Annotated in this window: 20 protein-coding genes; 17 read left to right on the top strand and 3 right to left on the bottom strand. The window is 59.9% G+C overall.

Features of this window, described 5'->3' with window-relative positions:
* Positions 1-51: 51 nt before the first annotated feature.
* Entirely contained in the window at positions 52-960 is a 909-nt protein-coding gene (locus tag GRX76_RS16485; RefSeq protein WP_160154302.1) for a neutral zinc metallopeptidase, read from the bottom strand.
* A gap of 85 nt (positions 961-1,045) precedes the next feature.
* Between GRX76_RS16485 and GRX76_RS16480 the strand changes: the two genes are divergently transcribed.
* The 15 genes from GRX76_RS16480 to GRX76_RS16410 all read left to right on the top strand — a co-directional run bounded on the left by GRX76_RS16480 (position 1,046) and on the right by GRX76_RS16410 (position 18,659).
* On the top strand, positions 1,046-1,699 hold the full coding sequence (locus GRX76_RS16480) for an LON peptidase substrate-binding domain-containing protein (RefSeq protein ID WP_236250433.1): 654 nt from the start codon (positions 1,046-1,048) through the stop codon (positions 1,697-1,699).
* Positions 1,700-1,772: 73 nt separating this feature from the next.
* Complete coding sequence (locus GRX76_RS16475) at positions 1,773-4,538, top strand: DUF2339 domain-containing protein (protein WP_160154301.1); 2,766 nt, start codon at positions 1,773-1,775, stop codon at positions 4,536-4,538.
* A 186-nt stretch (positions 4,539-4,724) separates the two neighbouring features.
* A complete protein-coding gene (locus GRX76_RS16470) occupies positions 4,725-6,023 on the top strand; it encodes a glutamate-5-semialdehyde dehydrogenase (RefSeq protein ID WP_160154300.1) in 1,299 nt (432 codons plus the stop codon).
* 234 nt (positions 6,024-6,257) lie between these two features.
* Positions 6,258-6,926, top strand: coding sequence for a nicotinate-nucleotide adenylyltransferase (gene nadD, locus GRX76_RS16465; RefSeq protein ID WP_160154299.1), 669 nt, complete (start codon positions 6,258-6,260; stop codon positions 6,924-6,926).
* 27 nt (positions 6,927-6,953) lie between these two features.
* Positions 6,954-7,316 carry a ribosome silencing factor gene (gene rsfS / locus GRX76_RS16460; RefSeq protein WP_160154298.1) on the top strand — a complete coding sequence of 121 codons (363 nt, stop codon included), beginning with the start codon at positions 6,954-6,956 and terminating at the stop codon, positions 7,314-7,316.
* Positions 7,317-7,325: 9 nt separating this feature from the next.
* Entirely contained in the window at positions 7,326-7,802 is a 477-nt protein-coding gene (rlmH, locus tag GRX76_RS16455) for a 23S rRNA (pseudouridine(1915)-N(3))-methyltransferase RlmH (protein ID WP_160154297.1), read from the top strand.
* 200 nt (positions 7,803-8,002) lie between these two features.
* Positions 8,003-9,961: a penicillin-binding protein 2 gene (gene mrdA / locus GRX76_RS16450; protein WP_160154296.1), complete on the top strand. Its 1,959-nt coding sequence runs from the start codon at positions 8,003-8,005 to the stop codon at positions 9,959-9,961.
* A complete protein-coding gene (gene rodA / locus GRX76_RS16445; protein ID WP_236250432.1) occupies positions 9,954-11,099 on the top strand; it encodes a rod shape-determining protein RodA in 1,146 nt (381 codons plus the stop codon). Before mrdA ends, rodA begins: the two co-directional genes overlap by 8 nt.
* 177 nt (positions 11,100-11,276) lie before the next feature.
* Positions 11,277-12,266 carry a lytic murein transglycosylase B gene (gene mltB, locus GRX76_RS16440; RefSeq protein WP_160154295.1) on the top strand — a complete coding sequence of 330 codons (990 nt, stop codon included), beginning with the start codon at positions 11,277-11,279 and terminating at the stop codon, positions 12,264-12,266.
* Between the two features lie 206 nt (positions 12,267-12,472).
* A complete protein-coding gene (locus GRX76_RS16435) occupies positions 12,473-13,423 on the top strand; it encodes a septal ring lytic transglycosylase RlpA family protein (protein ID WP_160154294.1) in 951 nt (316 codons plus the stop codon).
* Positions 13,424-13,543: 120 nt separating this feature from the next.
* Positions 13,544-14,695: a D-alanyl-D-alanine carboxypeptidase family protein gene (locus GRX76_RS16430; protein WP_160154293.1), complete on the top strand. Its 1,152-nt coding sequence runs from the start codon at positions 13,544-13,546 to the stop codon at positions 14,693-14,695.
* A 189-nt stretch (positions 14,696-14,884) separates the two neighbouring features.
* Positions 14,885-15,166 (top strand): YbeD family protein, encoded by a 282-nt coding sequence (locus GRX76_RS16425; RefSeq protein WP_160154292.1) that lies wholly within the window; start codon positions 14,885-14,887, stop codon positions 15,164-15,166.
* Positions 15,166-15,888 carry a lipoyl(octanoyl) transferase LipB gene (gene lipB / locus GRX76_RS16420; RefSeq protein WP_160154291.1) on the top strand — a complete coding sequence of 241 codons (723 nt, stop codon included), beginning with the start codon at positions 15,166-15,168 and terminating at the stop codon, positions 15,886-15,888. The genes GRX76_RS16425 and lipB overlap by 1 nt, the downstream gene beginning before the upstream one ends.
* Positions 15,889-15,916: 28 nt before the next feature.
* Positions 15,917-16,945, top strand: coding sequence for a lipoyl synthase (lipA, locus tag GRX76_RS16415; protein ID WP_370463959.1), 1,029 nt, complete (start codon positions 15,917-15,919; stop codon positions 16,943-16,945).
* 448 nt (positions 16,946-17,393) lie between these two features.
* The gene (locus GRX76_RS16410; RefSeq protein ID WP_160154290.1) at positions 17,394-18,659 is read left to right on the top strand and encodes a sugar MFS transporter; all 1,266 of its coding nucleotides are present in this window, start codon (positions 17,394-17,396) and stop codon (positions 18,657-18,659) included.
* 83 nt (positions 18,660-18,742) lie between these two features.
* Here GRX76_RS16410 and GRX76_RS16405 read toward each other — a convergent pair whose 3' ends face one another.
* On the bottom strand, positions 18,743-19,069 hold the full coding sequence (locus tag GRX76_RS16405; protein ID WP_236250430.1) for a DUF1540 domain-containing protein: 327 nt from the start codon (positions 19,067-19,069) through the stop codon (positions 18,743-18,745).
* A 254-nt stretch (positions 19,070-19,323) separates the two neighbouring features.
* Here GRX76_RS16405 and GRX76_RS16400 point away from each other — a divergent pair, with 254 nt between their 5' ends.
* Both GRX76_RS16400 and GRX76_RS16395 read left to right on the top strand, forming a co-directional pair.
* Positions 19,324-20,808, top strand: coding sequence for a catalase (locus tag GRX76_RS16400; RefSeq protein ID WP_305075867.1), 1,485 nt, complete (start codon positions 19,324-19,326; stop codon positions 20,806-20,808).
* 175 nt (positions 20,809-20,983) lie between these two features.
* Positions 20,984-24,517 (top strand): NahK/ErcS family hybrid sensor histidine kinase/response regulator, encoded by a 3,534-nt coding sequence (locus tag GRX76_RS16395; RefSeq protein ID WP_160154288.1) that lies wholly within the window; start codon positions 20,984-20,986, stop codon positions 24,515-24,517.
* Here GRX76_RS16395 and GRX76_RS16390 read toward each other — a convergent pair.
* Complete coding sequence (locus tag GRX76_RS16390; protein WP_160154287.1) at positions 24,510-25,235, bottom strand: response regulator transcription factor; 726 nt, start codon at positions 25,233-25,235, stop codon at positions 24,510-24,512. The two genes, GRX76_RS16395 and GRX76_RS16390, sit on opposite strands and share 8 nt — an antisense overlap.
* Positions 25,236-25,266: the final 31 nt, after the last annotated feature.

The following is a 25,266-nucleotide window of genomic DNA, read 5'->3' as shown; positions in this document are numbered from 1 at the left end:
GCAAGCTTAGCGGCAGTGCCACAGGATTTCTTTAAAAACTTTCTGGCTCAATTATTGGCCCGATAGTGCTGCAAACGTATTGCACTTGTTCACGTCGCCGGTGGTGAAGCCCTGCCTGAACCAGTAGGCGCGCTGTTCGGCGCTGCCGTGGGTGAAGGCGTCGGGGGAGACGGCGCGGCCGGAGCGTCTTTGCAGGTGGTCGTCACCGACCGCAGCGGCGGCGCGCAGGCCTTCCTCTATGTCGCCGGGTTCCAGCATGTTGCGGTCCCGGTGGGCATAAAATGCCCAGACACCGGCGTAGCAGTCCGCCTGTAACTCCAGCATTACCGACAGTCGGTTCGCGGTGACTTTGTCCGCCTGCATCCGCGCCTGCTGCACTTTGGCCGATATGCCCATCTGATTCTGCACATGGTGCCCCACCTCGTGGGCGATCACATAGGCGAAGGCGAAGTCCCCCGGCGCGCCGAGTTTTTTCAGTTCGTTCAGGAAGTTCAGGTCCAGGTAGACCTTGGCGTCCCCGGGGCAATAGAAGGGCCCCACGGCCGCGGAGCTAAGTCCGCAGGCGGAGCGCACGGCATCGTTATAAAGTACCAGCTTGGGCGCAACATATTGGCCTCCAGCCTGCTGGAACAGTTTCCCCCAGGTGTCTTCGGTATCGGCCAGCACCACCGAGACAAACTGCGCGACCTCGTCATCGGTGCCCTGGGTGCCGGGCGCGGTCTGTGAGTCCGGTCCGAGGCTCGGGGACTCGGTGCTTTGCATACCACTGAAGAGGTTGCCGCCGAAATAGTAGAGCGCCCCGAGGGCCAGCAGGATTAACCAGCCCCGCTTGCTGCGCAGTAGCAAAGGGGCCAGGGCAAGCAAATTGCCAAGACCTCCAAGGCCACCACCGCCACCGGGGGAGGGCTCTCCACGGCGATCTTCCACATTCGAACTTCTGCGACCCTGACGCCAGCGCATGGTGATACCTCTCGATGCAGTCCGCATGTCTTTCGCTTTGAGCATTGCTTTGAGCATAGAACAGCTGGCGCGATTTTTTGTTTAATTGTCGGGAGATTATCCTTACTTCAGCGGCACCGATGGTATCTTTGTCGCGTCCATGGACCTCAACAGGGTGCTTATTTTGTCGTTGATCCCACTGTTTCCGCTCAATATGGCGCTGTTTCCCGGCGTGACACTGCCGCTGCGTATCTTCGAGCAACGCTACCTGCGGCTGGTAACCGAATCCATGAAGGCGGATACCGGCTTTGGTGTTGCGCTGATTCGCAGCGGCCGTGAGGTGGGGCCGGCGGAGGTGTGGCCGCTGGGGCTCTATGTGCGGATTGTGGACTGGAGCCAGGGTGAGGAAGGGCTGCTGCATATTGATGTGGCGGGAGAGTCCCGATTCCGGGTTCTGGAGTCCTTTCCCGAAGAAGACGGCCTGTTGATGGCAGAGGTGGAGTGGCTGCCGGATGAAGAGTCGCACCCGGTGCCGGAAAGCTGTGACGGCTTGCTGGCGGTGCTGACCGAGCTGAAGCAGCATGCCGCTTCCCTGGCGCTCAAGTTTGCCCCGGTGGAATCTGCTGAGGCACTGTCCTGGCAGCTGGCGCAACTGTTGCCGCTGGAGGATGCGGCGAGGGTCGAGTTGCTGGCCAGCCAGGATCCTCTGGAGCGGCTGGCACATATCGCCGCCAATCTGGATCGCTGGGCCAGGCAGTAAGCCTTCACACCAAATGATCCAGGCGCAAAAGCCGCACCTTTTAACAGCATTACAATAACAATTCGGGGAATCTATGGACGGATTTGTCCTCCTGGGGCTGCTGCTGATTCTGACGGTGATTGTCGGGTCCCTGCTGGGAATTGTTGCCTTTGTCGAAGTGAAAAGCCTGCGCCAGGAGTTGAGCCGATTGCGTAAGGCTGTAGACGCAACGGCCAGTGTCGATGTATCCGAAGCGGTAAAAGAGCAGCCACCGCCCGTACAACCACCTGCGCCATCGTCGGAAGTGCCGGGCACTAACTCGACGGGAACTAGCGCGACGGGAACTAGCTCAACGGAAATATTCGCCTCTCCCAAGGTTCAGGCCGGGCGCGCTCATACCCATATTCCTACTCCTGCTCCTACCAGTTCTGCATTGCGCAAACAGCGAACCCGCAAAGAGCTTCAACCGCAACCACGCAAGCACTCGTTATTCCTTTCCCGACTGCAGGAAAACTGGATGGTCTGGCTGGGGGGCGCCTGTGTGGCGCTGGCGGGCGTTTTTCTCGCGCGCTACGGCATAGAGCAGGGATTGTTGGGCCCCAAAGTGCGGGTAGCCCTGGGGTTGGCGACAGCGCTGGCGTTGTACCTGGCCTCCGAATATTTACGCCGCAGAACCGGGGCCAGCCATCCCACTTTTGCGGCGCTGGCGGGTGGTGGCGCGATTACTGCCTTTGCCGCGATTCTGTCTGCGCTCCACCTGTATCACCTGTTTGAACCGGGGCTGGCCTTCGGTCTGTTGGCGGTGGTGGCGTTGGTCACCATGTGGCTGGCGCGACTGCATGGGCCTGTGCTTGCGGCCATCGGCATGCTCGGTGCCTATTCGGTGCCGGCACTGGTTTCCAGCGGCGGCGGCAATGTGCTGGGGGCCATGCTCTATGCCCTGATCATCACAGCCTCGGTACTGCTGTTGTTGCGCCGCGTGTATCGCACCTGGCTGTGGCTGGGCCTGATGCTGGGCGCTCTGGCGTGGTGGTTGATATCCCTGGCTGGGCATCAGGCAGATGGGTGGCGCGGGCCCTATCTGGCGGTGCTGGCGTATTTGTTACTGTCACTGGTGCCCGGGGACTGGCTGTTGCTCGGAAAGCCAGGCCGGAGCAGGGGAAGCGTCACATCGGGTGTCGAGAGGGCCGCAAGTTCATCGGCACCGGCCGTCGCCATAGTGCCGTTATTGCTGCCCAGCTTGCTGGTGGTGATTGCCGCGCAGTGCCTGTCGATACTGCGAGAGGGCGAACAGGTTGGGGCGCTGACAACCGCACTGTGGGTCTGGAGTCCGCTGGTGGTAGTGATACTGCTGGCCGCACGGGGGCGCGCGAATTTCGCGCTGCTTTCCTGGGGTTTGTTGCTGGGGCAGTTGGCGGCATGGTTGGCCGTGCGCCTGTATCTGGATGGCGGTAATGAGATCCGGCTCTCTCCCTGGCCGGCTGCGGACCAGGGGCCGTTTTTGTTGTACCTCGGGGGAACCGCGCTGCTGTTTTCCGGTGGGGCCTTGGCGCACTTCCGTGCAGGCCTGGCCCGCTACTGGTGGGCGTCCCTGGCCGTGATGGCGCCGCTGCTCTCTCTGTTACTCGGGTACCTGCTGGCGGCGGAATACCTGCCGCGCTACTGGTGGTGCCTGTATGCAGCAGTGCTCGGAGCCATTTTTGCCTATCTGGGAAGCCTCGGGGCGACCAGGGCCTGGCCCAAGGCGATGGTGGTCTGGCTGTTTGTCGCCGGCCACTTCGGATACAGCCTGGCGGTCTGTCTGTGGCTGGAGCAGGCCAGCCTGACCCTGGCGCTCGCGCTGCAGGCGGTTTCCCTGGCCTGGATTATCCGTCGTTTTCAGGTACCTGCACTGGGCTGGTTGCTGAAAGGCGTTTTGCTGCTGGTGGTGGTGCGGCTCACGTTCAACCCCTGGCTTCTGTCCTATGGCGAGGGTAGCCACTGGTCGCTTTGGACCTACGGTGGCTCCGCGCTCTGCGCTTGGCTGGCGGCGGTGATGTTGAGGTCCGGTAACGAGCCGCGGGGAAGCAATGATCCGCTAGCTAACCTGGCCAATTGGGCCGAGGCGGCATTCTTGCATTTGTTGGTACTGGCGCTGTGGGCGGAGTGCCGTTACTGGCTCTACGGCGGCAATGCCTTTGCGGCCGAATTCAGTTTTACCGAAGCGGTGATCAACATCTGGCTGTTTGCCGGCTTGGGGTTGGTTTATTACCGCAAAAGCCTGCTAGGGGGCAGTTTTGCCCGCTGGTATGACGGCTACGCGCGGCTGCTGATGCTGGCCTCGCTCGCCTGTTATCTGCGCATTCTGTTTGCCGTGGCCGACAGCCAGGCCTGGGCCTGGCAGGCCATTGGCGAGCGCCCGGTATTCAACCTGTTATTACCGGCCTTTGCCGGACCGGCGCTGTTGGCCCTGCTGGTGCGCCGCTTTTACCTGCCGACCTGCCGGAAGTTCGCCACTCTGTTGTCCGCGCTGGCGGCATTTGTCTGGGTGTCGCTGGAGATACGCCACCTGTGGCAGGGGGATATTCGCCTGAATACCGGGACCTCTACCGGGGAGTTGTACACCTATTCCGCGGTATGGCTGCTGTTGGCGGTGACTGCGATTCTGCTCGGCAGCTGGCGAGGCTGGCGCAACTGCTACCAAGGCGGAATGGCGGTTCTGGCACTGGTGATCGTGAAGCTGTTCCTGGTGGATATGTCCGGTCTCGAGGGGTTGCTGCGGGTGGCCTCGTTTATGGGGCTGGGGCTGGCGTTGCTGGGAATTGCCTACTTGCACCAGAAGCTGAGTGTTGCGCGCGATGCGTTTGACCGGGGAGATTGACTGGAAAGCGTGGTCGGCGACTTTGATTGCGGGCCCTGACCAGCGACTTTGACCGGGGCGGGCCTCAAGTAAGCGGTATTCGCGTTCTATGGGCAATTTTGTGTCCGGGTTACGGTATACTTCGCGACCCGAAATTTCGGGCCGACGTATACGTTCGTTGTGAGAGGCCAATCAAGGAGAGCCGCCGTGAACACCATCAGCGCCAATGAAGCCAGTCAGGATGCCGCCGACGCCACCAGTCAGATGATGCAGGTCATGGGCCGCGCCGCCCGCGCTGCTGCCCGCCTGATGGCCCGCGCTGATACCGGAACAAAAAATGCCGCCCTCAAAGCGATCGCCGCCGAACTGGATGCCCAGCGACCACAGCTGGCGGCGGCCAACGCCAAAGACATGCAGAATGGCCGCGACAATGGTTTGGATGCCGCACTGCTGGACCGTCTGGAACTGACCGACGGGCGCATCGACGGCATGATCGAAGGGCTGAATCAGATCGCGGAACTGCCGGACCCGGTGGGCGAAGTCAGCGACCTCAAATACCGCCCCAGCGGTATTCAGGTGGGCAAAATGCGTGTGCCCCTGGGGGTAGTGGGGATCATTTACGAATCTCGCCCCAACGTGACCATCGACGCCGCCAGCCTGTGCCTCAAATCGGGCAACGCGACCATATTGCGCGGGGGTAGCGAGGCGCTGCATTCCAACGGCGCTATTGCTGCCTGTATTGCCGCCGGCCTGAAACAGGCCGGGCTGCCGGAAACTGCAGTACAGGTCGTGGCCACTACCGATCGCGCTGCCGTGGGTGCGCTGATCTCCATGCCCGAATATGTGGACGTGATAGTCCCCCGGGGCGGCAAGGGCCTGATTGAGCGCATCAGCCGCGAAGCGCGGGTACCGGTGATCAAGCACCTGGACGGCATCTGCCACGTCTACCTGGACGACCGCGCCGACCCGCAGAAGGCATTTGATATCGCGCTGAATGCCAAAACCCATCGCTACGGCGTGTGCAATGCGATGGAAACCCTGCTGGTCGCCGAGGCAGTTGCGGCAGAATTCCTGCCAAAACTGGCGGCGGCCTACCAGGAAAAGGGTGTAGAGCTGCGCGGTTGCGAGCAGACCCGGGCCATACTTCCCAATGTATTGCCGGCGACAGCGGCGGACTGGGCAACAGAATACCTGGCGCCGGTGCTGGCGATTCGCGTGGTGGCGGATATGGACGCGGCAATGGATCACATTGCCCAGTACAGCTCCGGCCACACCGAATCGATTGTGACCGAAGACTACAGCCGCGCCCGTCGTTTTCTGGCAGAAGTGGACTCCGCTTCGGTGATGGTCAATGCCTCCACCCGCTTTGCCGACGGCTTTGAATACGGCCTGGGTGCGGAAATTGGCATCAGCACCGACAAAATCCACGCCCGCGGCCCTGTGGGGCTGGAGGGACTGACTTCACAGAAGTGGATTGTGTTCGGGGACGGGCATATCCGCCAGTAACGTGCCGGGTCCCGCCGAGTTCGTATATCCGGCGGGCCCGGTGGCGGCAGTGCTACCGGGTGCGGCTTTGCGAGACACGCCGTAAACCCATCCATGGGGGCTCGGCTGCGGCCATCCAGGCCGCAGACGGTCTCGCAAAGCCGCACCCGGTATCACTACCTTCTCGAATCGAATGGTGGCTATTTGAGAGTGACGGGAAGGGTTCTGGAAGGGTTAAAGAAGGCTGCTTGAAAGATGCTTGATCGCGACTCCGGAGATCAGTTGAAAACCATCGCCCTGTTCGGCGGTACTTTCAATCCGGTGCACTTTGGCCACCTGCGTATGGCGCTGGAGCTGAAAGAGCTTCTGGGCTTTGATGAAATGCGCCTGCTGCCCTCGCACCAGCCGGCTCACCGGGAAACCCCCGGCGTCAGCAGTGCCGCGCGCCGGGATATGTTGGCGCTGGCGATCGAAGGCTGCCCGGAACTGACCCTGGATGAGCGCGAGCTGAACCGGGAGGGGCCCACTTACACCGTGGATACCCTGGAAGAGCTGCGCGCAGAGTTGGGCGAGGAAGTGTCCATCAGCTTCTGTATGGGGCTCGACTCTCTTCTCAGCTTGCCCAGCTGGCATCGCTGGGAGCAGCTGACAAAACTGGGCCATCTGGTGGTGGTGACCCGCCCCGGGTGGCAGATTCCCAGAGATGGCGAAGTGGCCGAGCTACTGGCGTCACACCGGGGTGAATTACAACATTTGCGGCAGGAAGCCGCGGGCAGGATCCTGGTGCGGGAGCAGACACTGTTGCCGATTTCCGCCACTGGCATCCGCAGCCTGATCGAGCGTGGCCGTTCACCGCAGTTTCTGCTGCCGGAGCGGGTACTCAACTACATTCAAACTCATCAGCTCTACAAGAGCGAACAATAGGGGCCAAGGCTCCCACGTACAGGTGTTATGACTGATATCAAAGCAATTGCCGTAAACGCACTGGAAGACCTCAAAGGGAAAGACATTGTCACCCTGGATGTCTCCGAACTGAGCGATGTGATGGACACCCTGATCATCTGCACCGGCACCTCCAATCGCCAGGTCAAATCCCTGGCCAACAATGTGGTCGAAGACGGTAAAGAAGCCGGCGTTCGCCCCATCGGTGTCGAAGGCATGGAGCAGGGCGAGTGGGTGCTGGTGGACTACGGTGATGTGGTTATCCACGTGATGCAGGCCGAAACCCGCGGTTTCTACGACCTGGAAAAGCTGTGGTCCATGACCCCCAATACCCGCAAAGATGCGGACGGCAGCGACCCCCACCAGAACTGATCGCCCGCGATGAAAGTCAGGATTCTCGCCGCCGGCGGCAAAATGCCCGCTTGGGTGCAGGAAGGCTACAACGAGTACGCCAAACGCCTGCCCCGGGAACTCACCCTGGAAATGGTGGAAATTCCCCTGGGCAACCGCGGCCAGAAGAACTCCGCCGCCCTGGTGGAAAAGGCGCGCCAGAAAGAGGGCGAGGCCATGCTGGCGGCCCTCGGGCCCCGGGACCACGTGGTGGCGTTGGAGGTGAAGGGCAAGTCCTGGAGCACCGAACAGCTGTCGCGGGAACTGGCGGACTGGCAGATGTCCGGAGACAACGTCAGCTTGCTGATCGGCGGCCCGGATGGCCTGTCGCAAGAATGCCTGGCGCGCGCCAACCAGAAGTGGTCGCTTTCCGCCCTGACCATGCCCCATCCGCTGGTGCGGGTACTGTTGGCGGAACAGCTGTACCGCGCCTGGACTTTGCTGGCCGGTCACCCGTACCACAAGTAATCTTGAGTAGCCCCCAATTGGATTGAACTCGTGTGCCGACCTGGCGTCTGATCAGGTTTGGCGTCTTCTTCTTTGTGCGGGCTGTGCGCGCGTCTGCGCGGAAGACTCCGCAGGCGCGATAAACTTGTGTACACTTCGTGGTCATTTTTGCGCCACCGCCAATCCATAAAGACCCATAACGACAGTTCGTACCGACCACCATGTCAGAAAACCTGCGCTTCAAAGATCACCACACAGAGCAGCGACTGTTCCGCAATCGCATGCTGGTGGCGATTGTCGGCGTCGCCGTGCTGCTGGGAGTGCTGGTGGCGCGCCTGTACAACCTGCAGGTGGTCAATTACGAGAGCTACCGCACCCAGTCGGACCAGAACCGTATCCAGATGCGGCCGGTGCCGCCCACGCGCGGTCTGATCTACGACCGCAACGGCGAGCTGCTGGCGGACAACCGTCCCAGTTACACTCTCTCTATCGTCCGCGAAAGGGTCAAAGACCTGGACGCCACCCTGGAACTCCTCGGCCAGCTGGTACGCCTGGATGACAGCGATGTGGAGAAGTTCAAACGCCGCCTGCCGCGCCGCCGCCCGTTCGAACCAGTGCCGCTGCGCTATCGCCTGAGCGAAGACGAAATTGCCCGCATCAGCGTCAATGAATTCCACCTGCTGGGGGTGTCGGTCGAGGCCGAGCTGGTGCGCTATTACCCCGAGAGCGAGCTGTTTGCCCACAGTGTGGGCTACGTGGGCCGCATCAACGAGCGCGAACTGACCGCCTTTACCGAGGAAGATGTGAGCCGCTACCGCGGTACCCAGAGTATCGGCAAGGTGGGCCTGGAGCGCTCCTATGAAGACCTGCTGCTCGGCGAAGTAGGCTATGAGAATGTGGAAACCAACGCCCGCGGCCGTGTGCTGCGGGTGCTGGAGCGCCACGACCCCAAACCCGGTGCGGAACTGACCCTGCATCTGGATACCCGCCTGCAGCAGGTAGCAACCGATGCCCTGGGTGAGAATCGCGGCGCGGTAGTGGCTATCGACGTCAAGACCGGCGGTGTGCTGGCGTTTGTGAGTCAGCCTTCCTTTGACCCCAACCTGTTCGTTACCGGTATCAGTTTCAAGGACTACAGCGCCTTGCGGGATTCTCTCGATGTGCCCCTGTTCAACCGGGTGGTGCAGGGGCAATACCCACCGGGATCGACCCTGAAGCCGATGATGGGGCTCGGTGGCCTGGCAGCCGGGGTGATTACCGCGGAGACCAAAGTGGCGGACCCGGGCCACTTCAAGTTGCCCAATGACAGCCGTATTTATCGGGACTGGAAGCGCTGGGGCCACGGCAAACATGTGGACCTGATTCAAGGGCTGGCGCAAAGCTGCGACGTCTATTTCTGGGATATGGCGTCGCGCTGGAATATCGATGGCATGCATGACGTAGCCACCCGCTTCGGCCTGGGGGAGAAAACCGGTATCGACCTGCCGCGGGAATACCCGGGGATTTTCCCGTCGCGAGACTGGAAGCGCGGTGCCCGCGGCGCCCCCTGGTTCCCCGGTGACAGCCTTAACGCCGTGCTGGGCCAGGGCTTTGTATTGGCCACCCCGCTACAGCTGGCGGTGATGACCGCTACCATTGCCAACCGCGGTACTCACTATCGCCCACAAATGGTGATGGCGGTGGACGGTGTCGAGCAACCACCGGAAGTCCTGCACCACGTGGATGCCCGCCCGGAATACTGGGACTTGGTATTCAAGGGGATGGAAGCGGTGGTTTACAGCACCCACGGCACTGGCAAGAAAGCCGGCGCCGACCTGGACTTCAAGGTGGCCGGCAAGTCCGGTACCGCCCAGGTCGTCGGTATTGCCCAGGGCGAAAAATACGATTCCGAAGCGCTCAAGGAGCGCCACCGGGACCACGCCTTGTTTGTCGCTTTTGCGCCGGTGGATGACCCGCAGATTGCGGTATCGGTGCTGGTGGAAAACGGCGAGGGCGGTGGCCGGGTAGCGGCGCCGGTCGCGCGTGAGGTGTTCTTCGACTGGATGTCGCGCAAGCTGGAAGATACTGCGGCGCTCGAGCCTGGTATGTCATCCGCGCCGCTCCGCTGGCGACCGCCCATGGCGCAACCGCAGTCAATGGTTCCTATGCCCCAACTTCAGGAGATCCGCGTCCGTGGCTAGTCGCGACTATATGCACCGGTTGCCAGATGCCGGCAGTAGCCTGCGTCGCCCCGAGAGCTTTTCCCGTCGCTGGCATATCGATATGCCGCTGCTGCTCTTGCTGCTGGTGTTGGCGGGGGTGGGCCTGGTGGTGCTGTACAGCGCTTCCGGTGAAGAGATTCACTATGTGAAGCGCCAGGCGGTGTTTATGGGCCTGGCGTTTACGGGAATGTTGATTGCTGCGCAGATTCCGCTGGAATTCTATCGTCGCTGGTCGCCCTGGTTTTACCTGGGCGGCTGCTGCCTGTTGGTGGCGGTGCTCTTTTTTGGGGTTGGGGCCAAGGGCGCGCAGCGCTGGCTGCAGATCGGCGGTTTTCGCTTCCAACCCTCAGAGGTGTTGAAGCTGGCGGTGCCCATTGCGGTGGCAGCCTATCTCCACAAGCGCAGCCTGCCGCCATCTTTCCTGACCATTGCGGGGGCCCTGCTTATCATTGCGGTACCGGCGGCGTTGATCGTGCGCCAGCCGGATCTGGGGACTTCAATTCTGATTGCCGCATCCGGTATCTTCGCGCTCTATCTCTCCGGCCTCAGCTGGAAAATGATCGGCAGCGCGGGATTGCTGGGACTGATGGCGGCCTGGCCCATGTGGATCTGGGGATTGCGGGATTATCAGCGCCAGCGGATTCTCACCCTGTTCAACCCGGATGCTGACCGACTCGGCGCCGGCTGGAATATCTTCCAGTCCAAGGCGGCGATCGGCTCCGGTGGTTGGGCGGGTAAGGGCTATATGCAAGGCACTCAGTCCCAGCTGGATTTTCTGCCAGAGAGCCATACGGATTTCATCATTGCAGTACTGGCCGAAGAGTGGGGGATGCGCGGCGCCCTGATCCTGCTGGCCCTGTATCTGTTGATCATTGCCAGAGGCATCTATATTAGTTTCATGGCCCAGCACGTGTTCGGCCGCCTGTTGGCGGGCAGTATCACGCTCACCTTCTTTGTTTACGTGTTTGTGAATATCGGTATGGTGACCGGCCTGTTGCCAGTGGTGGGAGTACCGCTTCCGCTGGTGAGTCATGGTGGTACTTCGGTAATAACTCTGATGGCCGGGTTTGGCATTCTCATGGCCATCAGCACGGAAAGGCGCAGAGTACTTTTTTGACCCGCCGTTTGACGGGATGTGGCCCGGGTCAGTTTTAACCGGGCCATATTCAGGTAGGCTTCACTTTTTCTCGTGTAAGGTGCCACTTTTTGGCGCGTTTGCAGTCACAGCATCAGTTCGATTTTAATAACGGAAAAAGTAGTCGGAAGTACTTGTATGAAAACAGGAGCGGTTGTTTTGAAGTGGACCACAGGATTGCTGGCAGGCTTGGGGCTGGTGCTCAGTGCCTGCGCCCAGGAGCAGGGGCATGGGGACAATGTCCAGGCCAAGGCCTTTGTGGATTACATGGTGGCCGAACACAACTTCAATCGCGACGACCTGCAAACCCTGATGCAGGAAGCCAAGCGCAAGGATTCGATCCTCAAAGCGATCAAACGCCCGGCAGAAAAAGCCAAACCCTGGCATGAGTACCGCAAAATATTTCTGACCAATACCCGCATTCGCGGTGGTGTGGAGTTCTGGGATAAAAACGCCGAGGCACTGAAGGCCGCGGAAGAAAAATACGGCGTACCGCCGGAAATGATTGTTGCCATCATCGGCGTAGAAACCCGCTACGGCGGCAATATGGGCAGTTATCGGGTACTGGATGCCCTTGCGACCTTGTCGTTCAATTATCCGCGCCGCTCCAAGTTCTTCACCAAGGAACTGGAAAACTACCTGCTGATGACCCGGGATGAAAAACTGGACCCGAAAGAACTGAAGGGTTCCTATGCCGGTGCCATGGGCTTCGGTCAATTCATGCCATCGAGCTACCGAAATTATGCGGTGGACTTCAATGGTGATGGCCGCGTGGATATCTGGACGGACACCGAAGACGCCATTGGCAGTGTCGCCAACTATTTTGTACAGCACGGCTGGAAGCCTGGGGAGCCGGTGACGGTGATTACCCAGCCGCTCCCGAATGCGGATATGACCATCGTCAACGATGACCTGAAACCCAAGTGGACGGTGGGTGAACTGGAAGCCAAGGGTTTCCCCACCACCGCCCAGGTCACCAAAGACATGCCGGCCAACGTATTTTCACTGGATACCCAGGAAGGCGACCAGTTCTGGATCGGGCTGAATAATTTCTACACCATTACCCGGTATAACCACAGCCGCCTGTATGCCATGGCGGTGTATGAGTTGGGGCAGGAGATTATCAAGGCGCGCGGTGGCCGTTCCTGATAGGTGTTTGTTCGCTGTTTGTTGGTTTTAAATAATCTGTTTCAAGGCCGATGGTTGAACGGACAATCGGCGGAATAATGCAATATCCATAGCCGGGGACCGATGCAGTACCCGGCGGTTGATTCGCCAGCGGATGGTGGCGGGGCAACATAAAAACCATAAATCGCGGTTGCGGGCTGCTGTTTTGCCTGTGCCGGGGGAAGCTTATGAAAAATATCACGGCGGCCGAGGGGCCTCGGTCGGGTTTACTTGCTGGTTTCCAGTCTGGCGTTAGCGTCGGCGTAAAAGTTGCCGCAGCCGGTGCACTGGCTTTGCTCTCAGCCTGTAATACCACACCACTGCAAACCCCCGATAAACCCCGCGCAGGCTCGGAGGATGTCCCGTTCGACCAGGTGCGCGATAGCGGCCCGGCAGTACCTGTGGATATGTTGGCCACGCCGGAAGTGACCCCGGTGCGTGAACCCATCGGGGTGGCGGGCAACAAGTCCCCCTATGTGGTGAATGGGGTGAAATACAGAGTGCTGAAGGGCGTGGATGGCTACCGGGAGCGCGGGCACGCGTCCTGGTACGGCACCAAATTCCATGGTCGCAAGACCGCCAATGGCGAGGTTTACAATATGTACGCCATGTCGGCGGCGCATAAAACCCTGCCTCTACCCAGCTACGCCAAGGTGACCAACCTGGACAATGGCCGCAGTATCATTGTGCGGGTTAATGACCGGGGCCCCTTTGTGCCGGGCCGGATCATTGACCTCAGTTACACCGCCGCGCAGAAACTCGGCTACATCGACAAGGGCGTTGCCCGGGTAGAAGTCGAAGCCCTGGATCCCGCCAGCCTTCCCAGTGCCAGCGAAACCCTGGCGGTGGAAAAAGACGCTGCCGCGCGTAAAGGTTTACCGCAGGACGCCAGCTTCAAACTGCCGGAAAATACCTTCCTGCAGGTGGGGGCCTACAGCTCCGCCAGTCAGGCAGATGACATTCGCGGGCAGCTGGCCGCTGCATTCGGCTATCCTGTATCCGTCAGCCCGGTGCAGCGTGACGGACAAATGCTCTACCGGGTGCGTATTGGGCCCATCGCTCAGCAGCGGGCACTGGCCGCATTGCGGGAGTCCGTAGAACAGCAATCTTTTGGTCAGCCCCAGGTGGTGGTTGATTGATTGACCGCGATAATCGTCGTTGACTGAACCGTCGCGGTGATTGTTGGTCTATCGCAGCGCATACCCCGGCTGGAGCCGGGTTTTTGACACTTTTTGTACGCAAGGAATAAAGAGATACCCATGTTCAAACGCTTATTTGCCTGTCTGCTCCTGATTGTCGGCACCAGCAGTGTGGCCCAGGCCGATAAACCGCTGATTCCGGCACCGCCCCAGTTGGCGGCGACGGCCTACCTGCTGATCGACGCCCACACCGGACAGGTGCTGGTGGAACACGACGCCGACAAGCAGATTCCCCCGGCGAGCCTCACCAAGATGATGACCAGCTATATCGTGTCTGAAGAGCTGGAAAAGGGCGCCATCAAAGAACAGGACATGGTGAATATTTCGGAAAAGGCCTGGCGCAAAGGCGGTTCCAAAATGTTCGTCAAAGTGGGCGACAAGGTACCGGTGATCGACCTGCTGCGCGGTGTCATCGTGCAGTCCGGCAACGACGCCAGTATTGCGCTGGCGGAATTCGTTTCCGGCAGTGAAGAGGTCTTTGCCGAGGTAATGAACCAGCAGGCGCAACTGCTGGGAATGGACGACACCCACTTTATGAATGCCACCGGTTGGCCGGCAGAAGGTCACGTCACTACGGCCCGCGACCTGGGTAAACTGGCGCGCGCACTGATCAACGATCACCCGGATCACTACGCGCTCTACTCGGAAAAATACTTCCGCTTTAACGGTATCAACCAGCCCAACCGCAACCGCCTGCTGTGGCGCGATCCTGCGGTTGACGGTATCAAAACCGGCCATACCGAAGAGGCCGGGTTTTGCCTGGTGGCCTCTGCGGTCAAGCGCGGTATGCGCCTGATTTCCGTGGTGGTGGGTACCGATAGCGACGAAAAACGCGCTGCCGAAACCCAGAAGCTGCTGGCCTACGGCTTCCGCTACTACCAGACCCACAAAGTGTATGGCAGCAACGACGTGCTGCAGACCGAGCGGGTCTGGGGTGGCAAAGTGGACTCCGTGGGTGTTGCGGTCAAAAACGATGTGTTTGTGACCATCCCGCGCGGTGGTGAAGAGAGCATTAAGGCCGACCTGATCGTCGACGGTGAACTCAAGGCCCCGCTGGCCAAGGGACAGCAGGTAGGCAAGGTGATTGTGACCCTGGACGGTGAAACCGTCGCCGATGTTGCCGCGGTAGTGGCCGAGGATGTTGAGGAAGCCGGCTTCTTCAAGCGCCTGTGGGACTCCATCAAGCGCTTCGTGATGGGCTTCTTCCAGTAAAAGTTGCTGTCATTGACGGTCTCAGCCCGGCTGGCTTCGCCGCCGGGCCCTTCTTAAAGCAGTTTCGCCTGCAATCTTTCCTCCCTGTCCAGTCCCCGACTCGCACTGTATAATCGCCGCCCGGCCGCGTTTCCCGCAGGGATCCGTCCCCGCGTCTTCACTTCTGACCTGCGGCCAAGTGAGTGTGGTATGACCCAGGATTCAGAGCAGCAGCCTCCGAAAATCGAATTTCCCTGTGAAGACTATATGGTCAAGGTGTTGCGAAACGCCGACGAGCAGTTGCACCAGCTTGTTCTGGAAGTGATGCGCCGCCATGCGCCGGATCTGGACGAGAGCAAGATGAAGCACAAGCCCAGCCGCAACGGCAAGTTTACCTCGGTGACCTTCTTCATCATTGCAACCGGAGAGCCGCAACTGCAGGCGCTGACCGAAGAACTTGTCGCCCTTGACGGCGTACACATGGTGATTTGATGGCCGCACAAGATCTGGCCATCTGCAATCTGGGCCGGCGCGACTACGAAAGCGTATGGCGTGCCATGGCCCACTATACCGATACCCGCGGCAGCGACGCCGTGGATCAGATCTGGTGCGTTGAACACCCCCCCGTATTTACCCAGGGCCAGGCCGGCAAGGCCGAGCACCTGCTGAATACCGGCGATATCCCGGTAGTTCAGGTGGATCGCGGTGGTCAGGTGACCTACCACGGCCCCGGCCAGCTGGTGGTTTACCCGCTGCTGGACCTGCGCCGCCGCAAGGTCGGAGTACGGGACCTGGTAACCGCGCTGGAAGAGGCCACCGTCGATATGCTGGCGGAATTCGGGATTGCCGCCGCACCGCGCGCGGATGCGCCCGGTGTTTACCTCACTGATGGTCCCCGTGCCGGCAACAAGATTGCCTCTATTGGTCTGCGGGTGCGCCGCGGCTGCAGCTTCCACGGTATCGCCATCAACATCGATATGGATCTGGGCCCCTTTCTACGGATCAATCCCTGTGGATATGCGGGCATGCAGATGGTGCAGATGACCGAAGTGATCCAGCCTGCGCCGGAATGGCAAAAAGTGGCTGAGATTTTTGTAGCAGCATTGCAGCGCAGACTGCAATTACCGGCAGCCGACTGGCAGCCGGTGGACGAGAATTTATTTTTGGTGGCGGGGATTGAGCCCGATACCGAATCAGGAATGAGTAATGTCTGAACGTTTTGATACCGACAAGCCGGAAATCATCGCTACCTCTGCAGTTCCCGAAACTGCCGTGCCGGAAGCCGCTGTACCGGAAATCAGCCCGGTAAAACGCACCCGCCGCCTGCAGCAGGGCGAAAAACTGCGCGACGGCGACAAGGTAGAGCGCATCCCGGTGAAGGTAATCGCCAGTGACCAGACCCTGCGCAAACCCGAATGGATTCGGGTAAAGGTGCCTTCAGTCAAAGCGTCCAAAGAAGTTGAGCGCATTAAGAGCATTCTGCGCTCGCAGAAACTTGCCACCGTGTGTGAAGAAGCCAGCTGTCCCAACCTGGGTGAGTGTTTCAGTGGCGGTACCGCCACCTTCATGATCATGGGCGAGATCTGTACCCGTCGCTGTCCCTTCTGCGATGTGGGCCACGGCAAGCCAAACCCGCTGGATCCGAACGAACCGCAGCAGCTGGCGGAAGCCATTGCGGCCATGAGCCTGCGCTATGTAGTAATCACTTCGGTGGACCGGGACGACCTGCGCGACGGCGGTGCCCAGCACTTTGCCGACTGCATCAAGCAGTCCCGCGCACTGTCGCCGAACCTGCAGGTGGAAATCCTGACCCCGGACTTCCGCGGTCGTATGGACATCGCGCTGGACATTCTTGAAGCGGATGCCCCGGACGTGTTCAACCACAACCTGGAAACCGTGCCGCGCCTGTACCGCGAGTCCCGCCCCGGTGCCAACTACAAGTGGTCCCTGAAACTGCTGCAGGAATACAAAAAGCGCCGCCCCGACGTACTCACCAAGTCCGGCCTGATGGTGGGCCTTGGTGAGACCAAGGAAGAGATTTTCGAAGTACTGGACGACATGCGCGAACACGATATCGACATGCTCACCATCGGCCAGTACCTGCAGCCGAGCAAGGAGCACCTGCCGGTGCAGCGTTATGTGCACCCGGATGAGTTTGAAGAGTACCGGGTTTACGCCGAGCAGATCGGCTTCAAGCATGCGGCCTGTGGCCCGATGGTACGCTCGTCCTATCACGCGGATAAGCAGGCCCATGGGGAAGAGGTAAAGTAAGCGCCGATTGTTACCACCAGTGCAGTGGGCGAGTGTATGGTCATCGAAAATGTTGCGGTTGACTTGCTCGCAGAAGAGGTGGTTCCGGCTCCTGCGGTGGCAATGTATGAGCTGAGGAGCCGTTAAAAGTCCACTCAATATCAACTTTGCTCCCACTTCTCACTAGCCGTGAAAGTGGGACGCGACAGCGCAAAGTGGCACCAACCGGTGCAGATTCACCGTGATAGTCTGCCGTGATGTTCTTTATGTCTCCGCCAAATTTGTATACGGCGGGGATTGGATGGCCTGGTCTGGTACGTCTCAATCCTATGGAGAGACCGGGGGGAAGCCGGTAGAAACTACGCACACGGCGATCGTGTCCCCTGTCTCCTCTAGATCGTTACTCCATTTCGACCAGCCATTCATACGATGATGAAACAGGCACAATAACTATCATAAGAGGTGAACTATGGCCGGGACCCAGGCGCCAGTGACCAATATTCCGATTGAGACGTCCACCAGCAGCGAGGGGGGCAATTTCCGTTTCGCACTGACAGCACTCACGGTGCTGTTTTTTATGTGGGGCTTTTTGACCTGCCTCAACGATATCCTGATTCCCCACCTGAAAGCAGTCTTCAATCTCAGTTACACCCAGGCAATGCTGATCCAGTTCTGCTTCTTCGGTGCCTATGCCACAGTTTCCCTGCCTGCCGGGGCGCTGGTTAAGCGTATCGGCTACCAGAAGGGCATCGTGGGCGGTCTCGCGGTAGCGGCACTTGGTTGCCTGCTGTTTTACCCGGCAGCCGAAAGTCACTCGTACCCTGTATTCCTCGGCGCACTGTTTGTGCTCGCCTCGGGTATCACCCTGCTGCAGGTATCTGCCAACCCGTATGTGACCGCTCTCGGCGATCCGGCCACCGCATCCAGTCGCCTCACCATGACCCAGGCATTTAATTCCCTGGGCACCACCGTTGCCCCCTTCTTTGGCGGCGTACTGATTCTCTCTGCTGCTACCGTTGGTGCGGATGCGCTAAGCGCGGATGCGGAAGCGGATGCGGTGAAAGTCCCTTACTTGATGCTGGCTGGCGTGCTGGCGGCTCTGGCCGTGATTTTCAGTCGGCTCAAGCTGCCGCAGATTGACATGCAGGCTGACAAGGCCGTGGCGGAAGAGGGGAGCTCTGTCTGGTCCCACCGTCATCTGGTGCTGGGTGCCGTGGGTATTTTTGTGTACGTGGGCGCGGAAGTTTCCATCGGTAGCTTTCTTGTGAACTTCCTTGGTCTCGACAGCGTTGCGGCAATGGAAGAGGCGAAAGCGGCACACTATATCGCTTACTACTGGGGTGGTGCGATGATCGGCCGCTTTATCGGTGCGGCGGTGATGCAAAAGGTATCGCCGGGGCTGGTGTTGGCGTTCAACGCGGTCGCCGCGATTTTGCTGGTGTTTGCCGCCATTCTGGGTTCGGGTGCAGCCGCTATGTGGGCGATCCTGCTGGTGGGGCTGTTCAACTCCATCATGTTCCCCACCATCTTCAGCCTTGCGCTGCAGGGGCTGGGCAAACAGGCCGGTCAGGCTTCCGGTGTTCTGTGTCTGGCCATCGTCGGGGGAGCGATAGTACCGCTGATCCAGGGGGTTGTGGCCGATAGCGCGGGTCTGCAGATCTCTTTCCTGGTGCCAGTGGTGTGCTATGCCTACATTGCCTACTACGGGCTCAAGGGATCAAAGGTCGCCGACTGACCGGGCATCCTGCAAAACTGACGTTCGATAAAAAGGGAGGGAAGCCAAGGCTTCCCTCCCTTTTTTTGTGAATGTGAGTTTGCTCAGTGTGCGTAGGTCAGGCAATTCACGGTGTTTCCGCTGTACCCGAGTTCAATCTGATCCGCGCCGCACTCGAAGTCTTCATTGTGACTGCAGGCTGTGACCTTGCAGGCACCCACGCCGGCGTGGCGCTCGCGCTTGGTGTGATGGCTGTTATTGAAGTAGGTATCGCAGTCTGGCTGGTCACCATCGCCGATGGTGATGGCGCGGGCGTGACAGGCAGAATCGGTGTTGTAGGCACAGCTGGTGGCGGCACAGCTGGAAACTTCGGGCATGTCGGTGGCGATGATCATGGCGTGGTTCTCGTCAATTATTGTCTGGCGGCGCATGGTTTGCCGGCAGTGGTCTTGCGGTAAATACGAGGAGCAAACTCCCGCAATAAGCCTAGTTGAGCACCTCTCACTGTCAAATCGATGGCGGAAAAATATTCCAGATGCCATTCAAATTTATTTTGTTGGACTTCCGTCTAAATTGACCTGACTCAAGCGCCACTTTCCACAAGGGACAAGAATCCAACCGGTGAATGCTTGCCACCCCCTGACTCACGAGGCCGGATGGGTGTTGCAGCGGAGCTTGATGGAAAATGGAAAGAGGTAACCGAGCCATGAGCCACAACAAGCTGACGACTTCCGCCGGCGCACCCATTGCCGACGACAACAACAGCATTTCTGCCGGTGAGCGCGGCTCGCTCACCTTTGATAACTTCCGCATGTTTGAAAAACTGGCGCACTTCAACCGCGAGCGCATCCCCGAAAGAGTGGTTCACGCCCGTGGAACCGGCGCCTACGGTACCTTTCGTTTGAACAAAGACCTTAGCGACTGGACCATTGCCGATTTTCTGCAGAAACCCGGTACCGATACCGAGGTATTCGTGCGTTTTTCTACGGTGGGCGGCGGTCAGGACTCCAGTGATTACGCCCGCGATCCCCGCGGCTTTGCGGTGAAGTTTTACACCAAAGAGGGCAACTTCGATCTGGTGGGGAACAATACCCCGGTGTTCTTTTTGAATGACCCGTCCAAATTCCCGGATTTTATTCATTCCCAGAAAAAGAATCCGCGCACCAATCTTCCCGACCCTGCCGCGAGCTTCGAGTACTGGGCGAATCACCCTCAGTCGCTGCATCAGATGACTATCCTGATGTCCGATCGCGGCATTCCGCTCAGTTACCGGCATATGCACGGTTTCGGTTCACATACCCTCAGCTTCTGGAATAAAAGCGGTGAACGCTTCTGGGTGAAGTGGCACCTGAAAACTCAGCAGGGCATCAAGAATGTGCGCAGTGAAGAGGCAGCCAATTATCCGGCTTTTGGTGCACAGCAGGATCTGGTGGAATCCATCGACCAGGGCGACTACCCCAGGTGGCGAGTCCAGTTGCAGATTCTCTCTGAAAAACAGGCGAAAACACTGTCGGTGAATCCGTTTGATCTTACCAAGGTGTGGCCACACAGCGAGGCGCCGCTCATCGACATCGGCATGCTCGAGCTGAGCCGCAATGTGGAGAACTATTTTGCCGAGACCGAGCAGGCCGCCTTTGCGCCCAGCAATCTGGTGCCGGGTATCGGTGCCTCGCCGGACAAGATGTTGCAAGCGCGGCTGTTTGCCTATCAGGATGCTCACCGCTACCGGGTGGGTGCCAACGTGAACACTATCCCGGTTAATGCCCCGCGCTGTCCGGTGCACCATTACCAGCGCGACGGTGCTTTTGCCGGTATGTGTCCGCTGGGTGGCGCGGCATCGAATCAGGACAGCAGTGTAAATTTCTACCCCAACGATCGTATCGATCAGGGTGCGCCTGCACCGGTACCGGAGGTGGCCGAGCCGCCGATGCCACTGGAGCGGGATGCCTGGATCAAGCCCTACAGTCAGGACGGGGAGGACTACCACACCCAGGCCGGGGACTTGTTCCGCCTGATGAGCGATGACCAGAAACAGCAGCTGGTGGACAATATTGCCGGCGGTCTGCGCCAGGCCAACGCTTCTATCCAGGCGCGTATGTTGGCGCAGTTCAACAAGGCCGACCCGCTCTACGCGGAGATGGTGAAGTCCGCACTGTCTACATCAACGTAGCCAATGATTCGGAATAGCCAATAATTAGGAACAGCCAGTAAAAAACTGACGCAGGAAAATGCGGTGGGGAGACCCGCCGCATTTTTTTTGCGAGGCGCTTTCGACGTTTATCCAATTGCCCCCGGCTGTCGCCATCGGTTATACAGGGTCATCGGATCCGGTGCGCGAGGAATTCATGATCGGCAAACCCCTGTTGCTGCTTTTTGCCCTGCTGTATGTGGTGCTGCTGTTTGTGGTCGCCTGGCGCGCAGGCCGGCACACGCAGTGGATGCAACATTTCCGCCCCATCATTTACGGCCTCACCCTGGCGGTGTACTGCAGCTCCTGGACCTTCTTCGGCGCGGTGGGGCAATCGGTGAGTAACACCTGGAGCTACCTGCCGATCTACCTGGGACCCATCTTGCTGTTCCTGTTTGCCGGTGGTTTCCTGCAGAAATTGGTGCAGGTGGGTGAGCGCCAGAAGGTCACCTCCATCGCCGATTTTATCGGCTCCCGTTATGGCAAAAGCCGTGGGCTCTCCGCGCTGGTGACGCTACTGGCCATTGTTGGCAGCCTGCCGTACATCGCGCTGCAGTTGCGGGCCGTGACCATGGGGTGGGACGTCATTGGCGGCAGCGCGGATGGCGACAGCTTGGTCGATCTCGATACCGCGCTGGCCACCGCTCTGTTGATGGGACTGTTCGCCATTTTGTTCGGTACCCGACACCTGGAGGGCCGCGAGCGCAATGTGGGGGTGGTCGCTGCCATTGCACTGGAATCGCTGGTGAAGCTTTTTGCCTTTGCTGCGGTCGCGGTGCTGGCGCTGTGGCTGCTGATCACCGGCGGCAGCGGCCTGCCGGAAGTGCAGTGGCAGCCGCGCTTGCAGTGGCTGGCACCGGACATCAATTTTGTCACCCAGACCCTGCTGGCGATGGCGGCGATCATCTGCCTGCCGCGCCAGTTCCATATGGCGGTGGTGGAATACCGCAGCCCTGAAGACCTGCACACCGCGCGCTGGTTGCTGCCGGCCTATCTGGTGCTTTTTTCGGTGTTGATTCTCCCTATTTCCCTCGCCGGCCAGCCGCTGGTGGCGGCGGGGCTGAGTGCGCCAGACAGCCTGGTACTGACACTGCCGCTACAGGGCGGCCACAACACCCTGACCATGCTCGCCTATATCGGTGGCTTCTCCGCGGCCACGGGCATGGTCATTGTCGCGGTTTTGACGTTGGCGGTGATGGTTTCCAACGAACTGGTGGCGCCGGTGTGGCTGTACCTGAGCCGCTTTACCCGGCTCACCGCGGTGTCCCTCGGTAATCACCTGCGCCTGATCCGCCGTCTCAGTATTCTGCTGTTGATGCTGATGAGCTGGGGAGTGCACAACGCCATTTCCGGCACCGAGGCGCTGGCATCTATCGGCCTGTTGTCGTTTGCGGCCGCCGCGCAACTGGCGCCGGCATTGATTGCCGCGCTCTACTGGCCCGGTGCGCACCGGCGCGGGGTCTGGGCGGGGCTGATCGCCGGCTACGGCCTGTGGCTGTTTTGCCTTGTTGTGCCCGCCGTGTACCCGGAGGCGGAGTTGCTCCAGCGAGGATTGTTCGGGATTGAATCAATGCGCCCGCAGCAGCTGTTTGGCGTCGGCGGATTGGACCCGCTCAGCCACGGTGTCTTCTGGAGCCTGCTGGGGAACATTGTATTGCTGGTTGGGGTGTCGCTCTGGTGTCGCCAGGACGACAACGACCGGCGCCAGGCGCAGGCTTTCGTAACACCGGAACAGGGAGGAGAACCGGCTCCGGATCTGGTGCCAACCGGTATTCGCATGGGACAGGTACGCAGCCTGTTACAACCCTTTGTGGGACCGGCACGGCTGGAAGAAATCTGGAACGATTTTGAGCTGCGTAGCCAGCAGCGTCTGCTGCCGGATGACGCCGCCTCACGTTTTGTGATTGCCGATGCCGAACGCATTCTCGCTGGCATCGTCGGCTCTGCTGCGGCGAATCAGGTAATGGGCCTGCTCTACAGCAACCGCCCGCTGAAGCTGGAGGATATTGCGCGGCTGGTGGACAGCACCTCGCAGCGTTTGCGCTTCAGTCAGGAATTGCTGCAGACCACGGTGGAAACCATCAGCCAGGGCATCAGCGTAGTGGATGCGGAGCTGAGGCTGGTGGCCTGGAACCGCCAGTATCTCGAATTGTTCGATTACCCCGAGCGGTTGCTGTATATCGGTTGTCCGGTGGAGTCGCTCTATCGCCACAATGCCGAGCGCGGCCTCTATGGCGACAGGGAGGATCCCGAAGCGTTGGAGGGGCATATCGAGCGGCGCCTGGACCTGCTGCGCCACGGCAGCGCCCACCGCTTCGAGCGCCGATTGCCCAGCGGTGCCATTGTGGAAGTACGCGGAACCCCGATGCCCGGGGGCGGTTTCGTCACCACCTTTACCGACATCAGCGAATATCGCGCGGCGGTGGACGCACTGGAAGAAACCCGCCGCAGTCTGGAGGATCGGGTGCAGCAGCGCACCGCGGAACTCTCCGACAGCAACCGCGCGTTGCAGCAGGAGAATCGCCGCCGCGCTGAAGCGGAAGTGAAAATCCGTGAACTGCACGCGGCCAAAACCCGTTTTCTCGCCCACACCAGCCACGACCTGTTGCAGCCGATCAATGCCGCACGCCTGTTTATCGCCTCCTTGCAAAACAAGGCCGCCGCGGGCAGCTGGCGGGAAATGGGCGATGATATTCACTACATCGACAGCGCACTCACTTCGGCGGAACAGTTGATCGGTGCACTGCGGGAAATCAGCCGGCTGGATGCCGGTAACCTGACGCCGAAACGGGACCACTTTCCCCTGCGCCAGTTGCTCGACGGACTTAATGCCGAATTTTCTGCGCTCGCCAGTGAACGTGGCCTGGCACTGAGGTATGTGCCCACGGACGCTTGGGTCATCAGCGATCGCCACCTGCTGCGACGGATACTGCAGAACTTCCTCAGCAATGCATTGCACTATACCTCGCGCGGTCGCGTGCTATTGGGTGTGCGCCGGCGTACCGACCGCAACGGCCAGCCGCAGCTGGAGATTCAGGTGTGGGATACCGGCCCCGGTATTGCCGATAGCGCTAAAGAGGAAATCTTCGATGAGTTTGTGCGTCTCGGCAGCAGTGAGCGCAGCGCAGACAAGGGGCTGGGACTCGGTCTCGCCATCGCCCGTCGCAGTGCAGACCTGCTGGGTCACCAGCTGGGGCTGGCATCCATTCCCGGGCGTGGCTCCATGTTCAGTATCCGCGTGCCCCTCGGCGAAGCCCGCGAAACGCCGGCGGAAGCTGCCAGTGTCGCCGAGGTAGCGAATGTGTCGGCGGTGCCGGTGTTGTGCATCGACAATGAACGACAGATTCTGCGCGGTATGGAGAGTTTGCTCAGTGGCTGGGGCTGCCGGGTGGTCACGGCGGTGTCACTGGAAGAGGCGCTGGCGCGCTGGCAACTGCGCAGTCCACCGGCGCTGGTGATCGTGGATTATCACCTGGACCGGGATGCCACCGGCATCGATGCGCTGGAGGCCTTGTGTACGCACTGGCAGAGCGACTTGCCAGGCATTGTGGTCAGCGCCGATACGTCAGAAGAAATTCGCAGTGCGGCGACCGAGCACGGCTGGTTTTATTTACCCAAACCGGTGAAGCCGGCGGTGTTACGCAATCTGGTGCGGCGTCTGGCGCGCACGGCGAAAAGCAATATCAGTTGACCTGGTTACTTTTGGAGGCGGGTTTCTGGGGCGGCGAAAATTGCCCCGGAGCCTCTACATCCAGACTGCTGAGCGCCAGTACCGCCTGAGTGCGCGAATTGACGTCCAGCTTGCGAAACAGTGCGGTGAGGTGCGCTTTCACCGTGGCCTCGGTGACCTGCATTTCATAGGCGATCTGCTTGTTCAGCAGCCCTTCTGCCAGCATGGTGGCGACGCGAAATTGTTGCGGGGTCAGTGTGGCAATGACATCCACCACCTCGTTGTCGTCTGCCGTGCCAGCCGATTCATATCGCTCGGCTACCGCTGGTGGTAACCAGATCTCACCTTCCAGGCTTTGCTGTAAGGCTTCTGCGATCTGTTCCACGGGCGCCGACTTGGGCAAAAAGCCGCAGGCCCCGTAGTCGATGGCGCGACACATGATTTCCGGTTTTTCATTGGCGGAAACCACCATCACCGGCAGTTGTGGATACTGGCCGCTGAGAAAAATAAGCCCACTGAAACCGTGGGCACCGGGCATATGCAGGTCCAGCAGTAGCAGGTCGCAGTGGGGGTGGTCTGCCACACACTGCTGCAGGCTCTGCATATCGCAGGCTTCAAAAATGATCGCGCCGGGAAAGGTCTGTTGGATCGACAGGCGCAGGGCATTGCGGAACAGGGGGTGGTCGTCCGCAATAATGAATTGTCGGGCAGGTTGCCCGCTGTCGGTGTGATCGTTCATCGCTATGCATCCCTAGGCGGTGGGACTTTTC

Source organism: Microbulbifer sp. ALW1, from assembly GCF_009903625.1.
GTDB lineage: Bacteria > Pseudomonadota > Gammaproteobacteria > Pseudomonadales > Cellvibrionaceae > Microbulbifer.
Note: the sequence above shows the minus strand (reverse complement) of the source record. Positions and strands in the feature narration are given on the sequence as shown.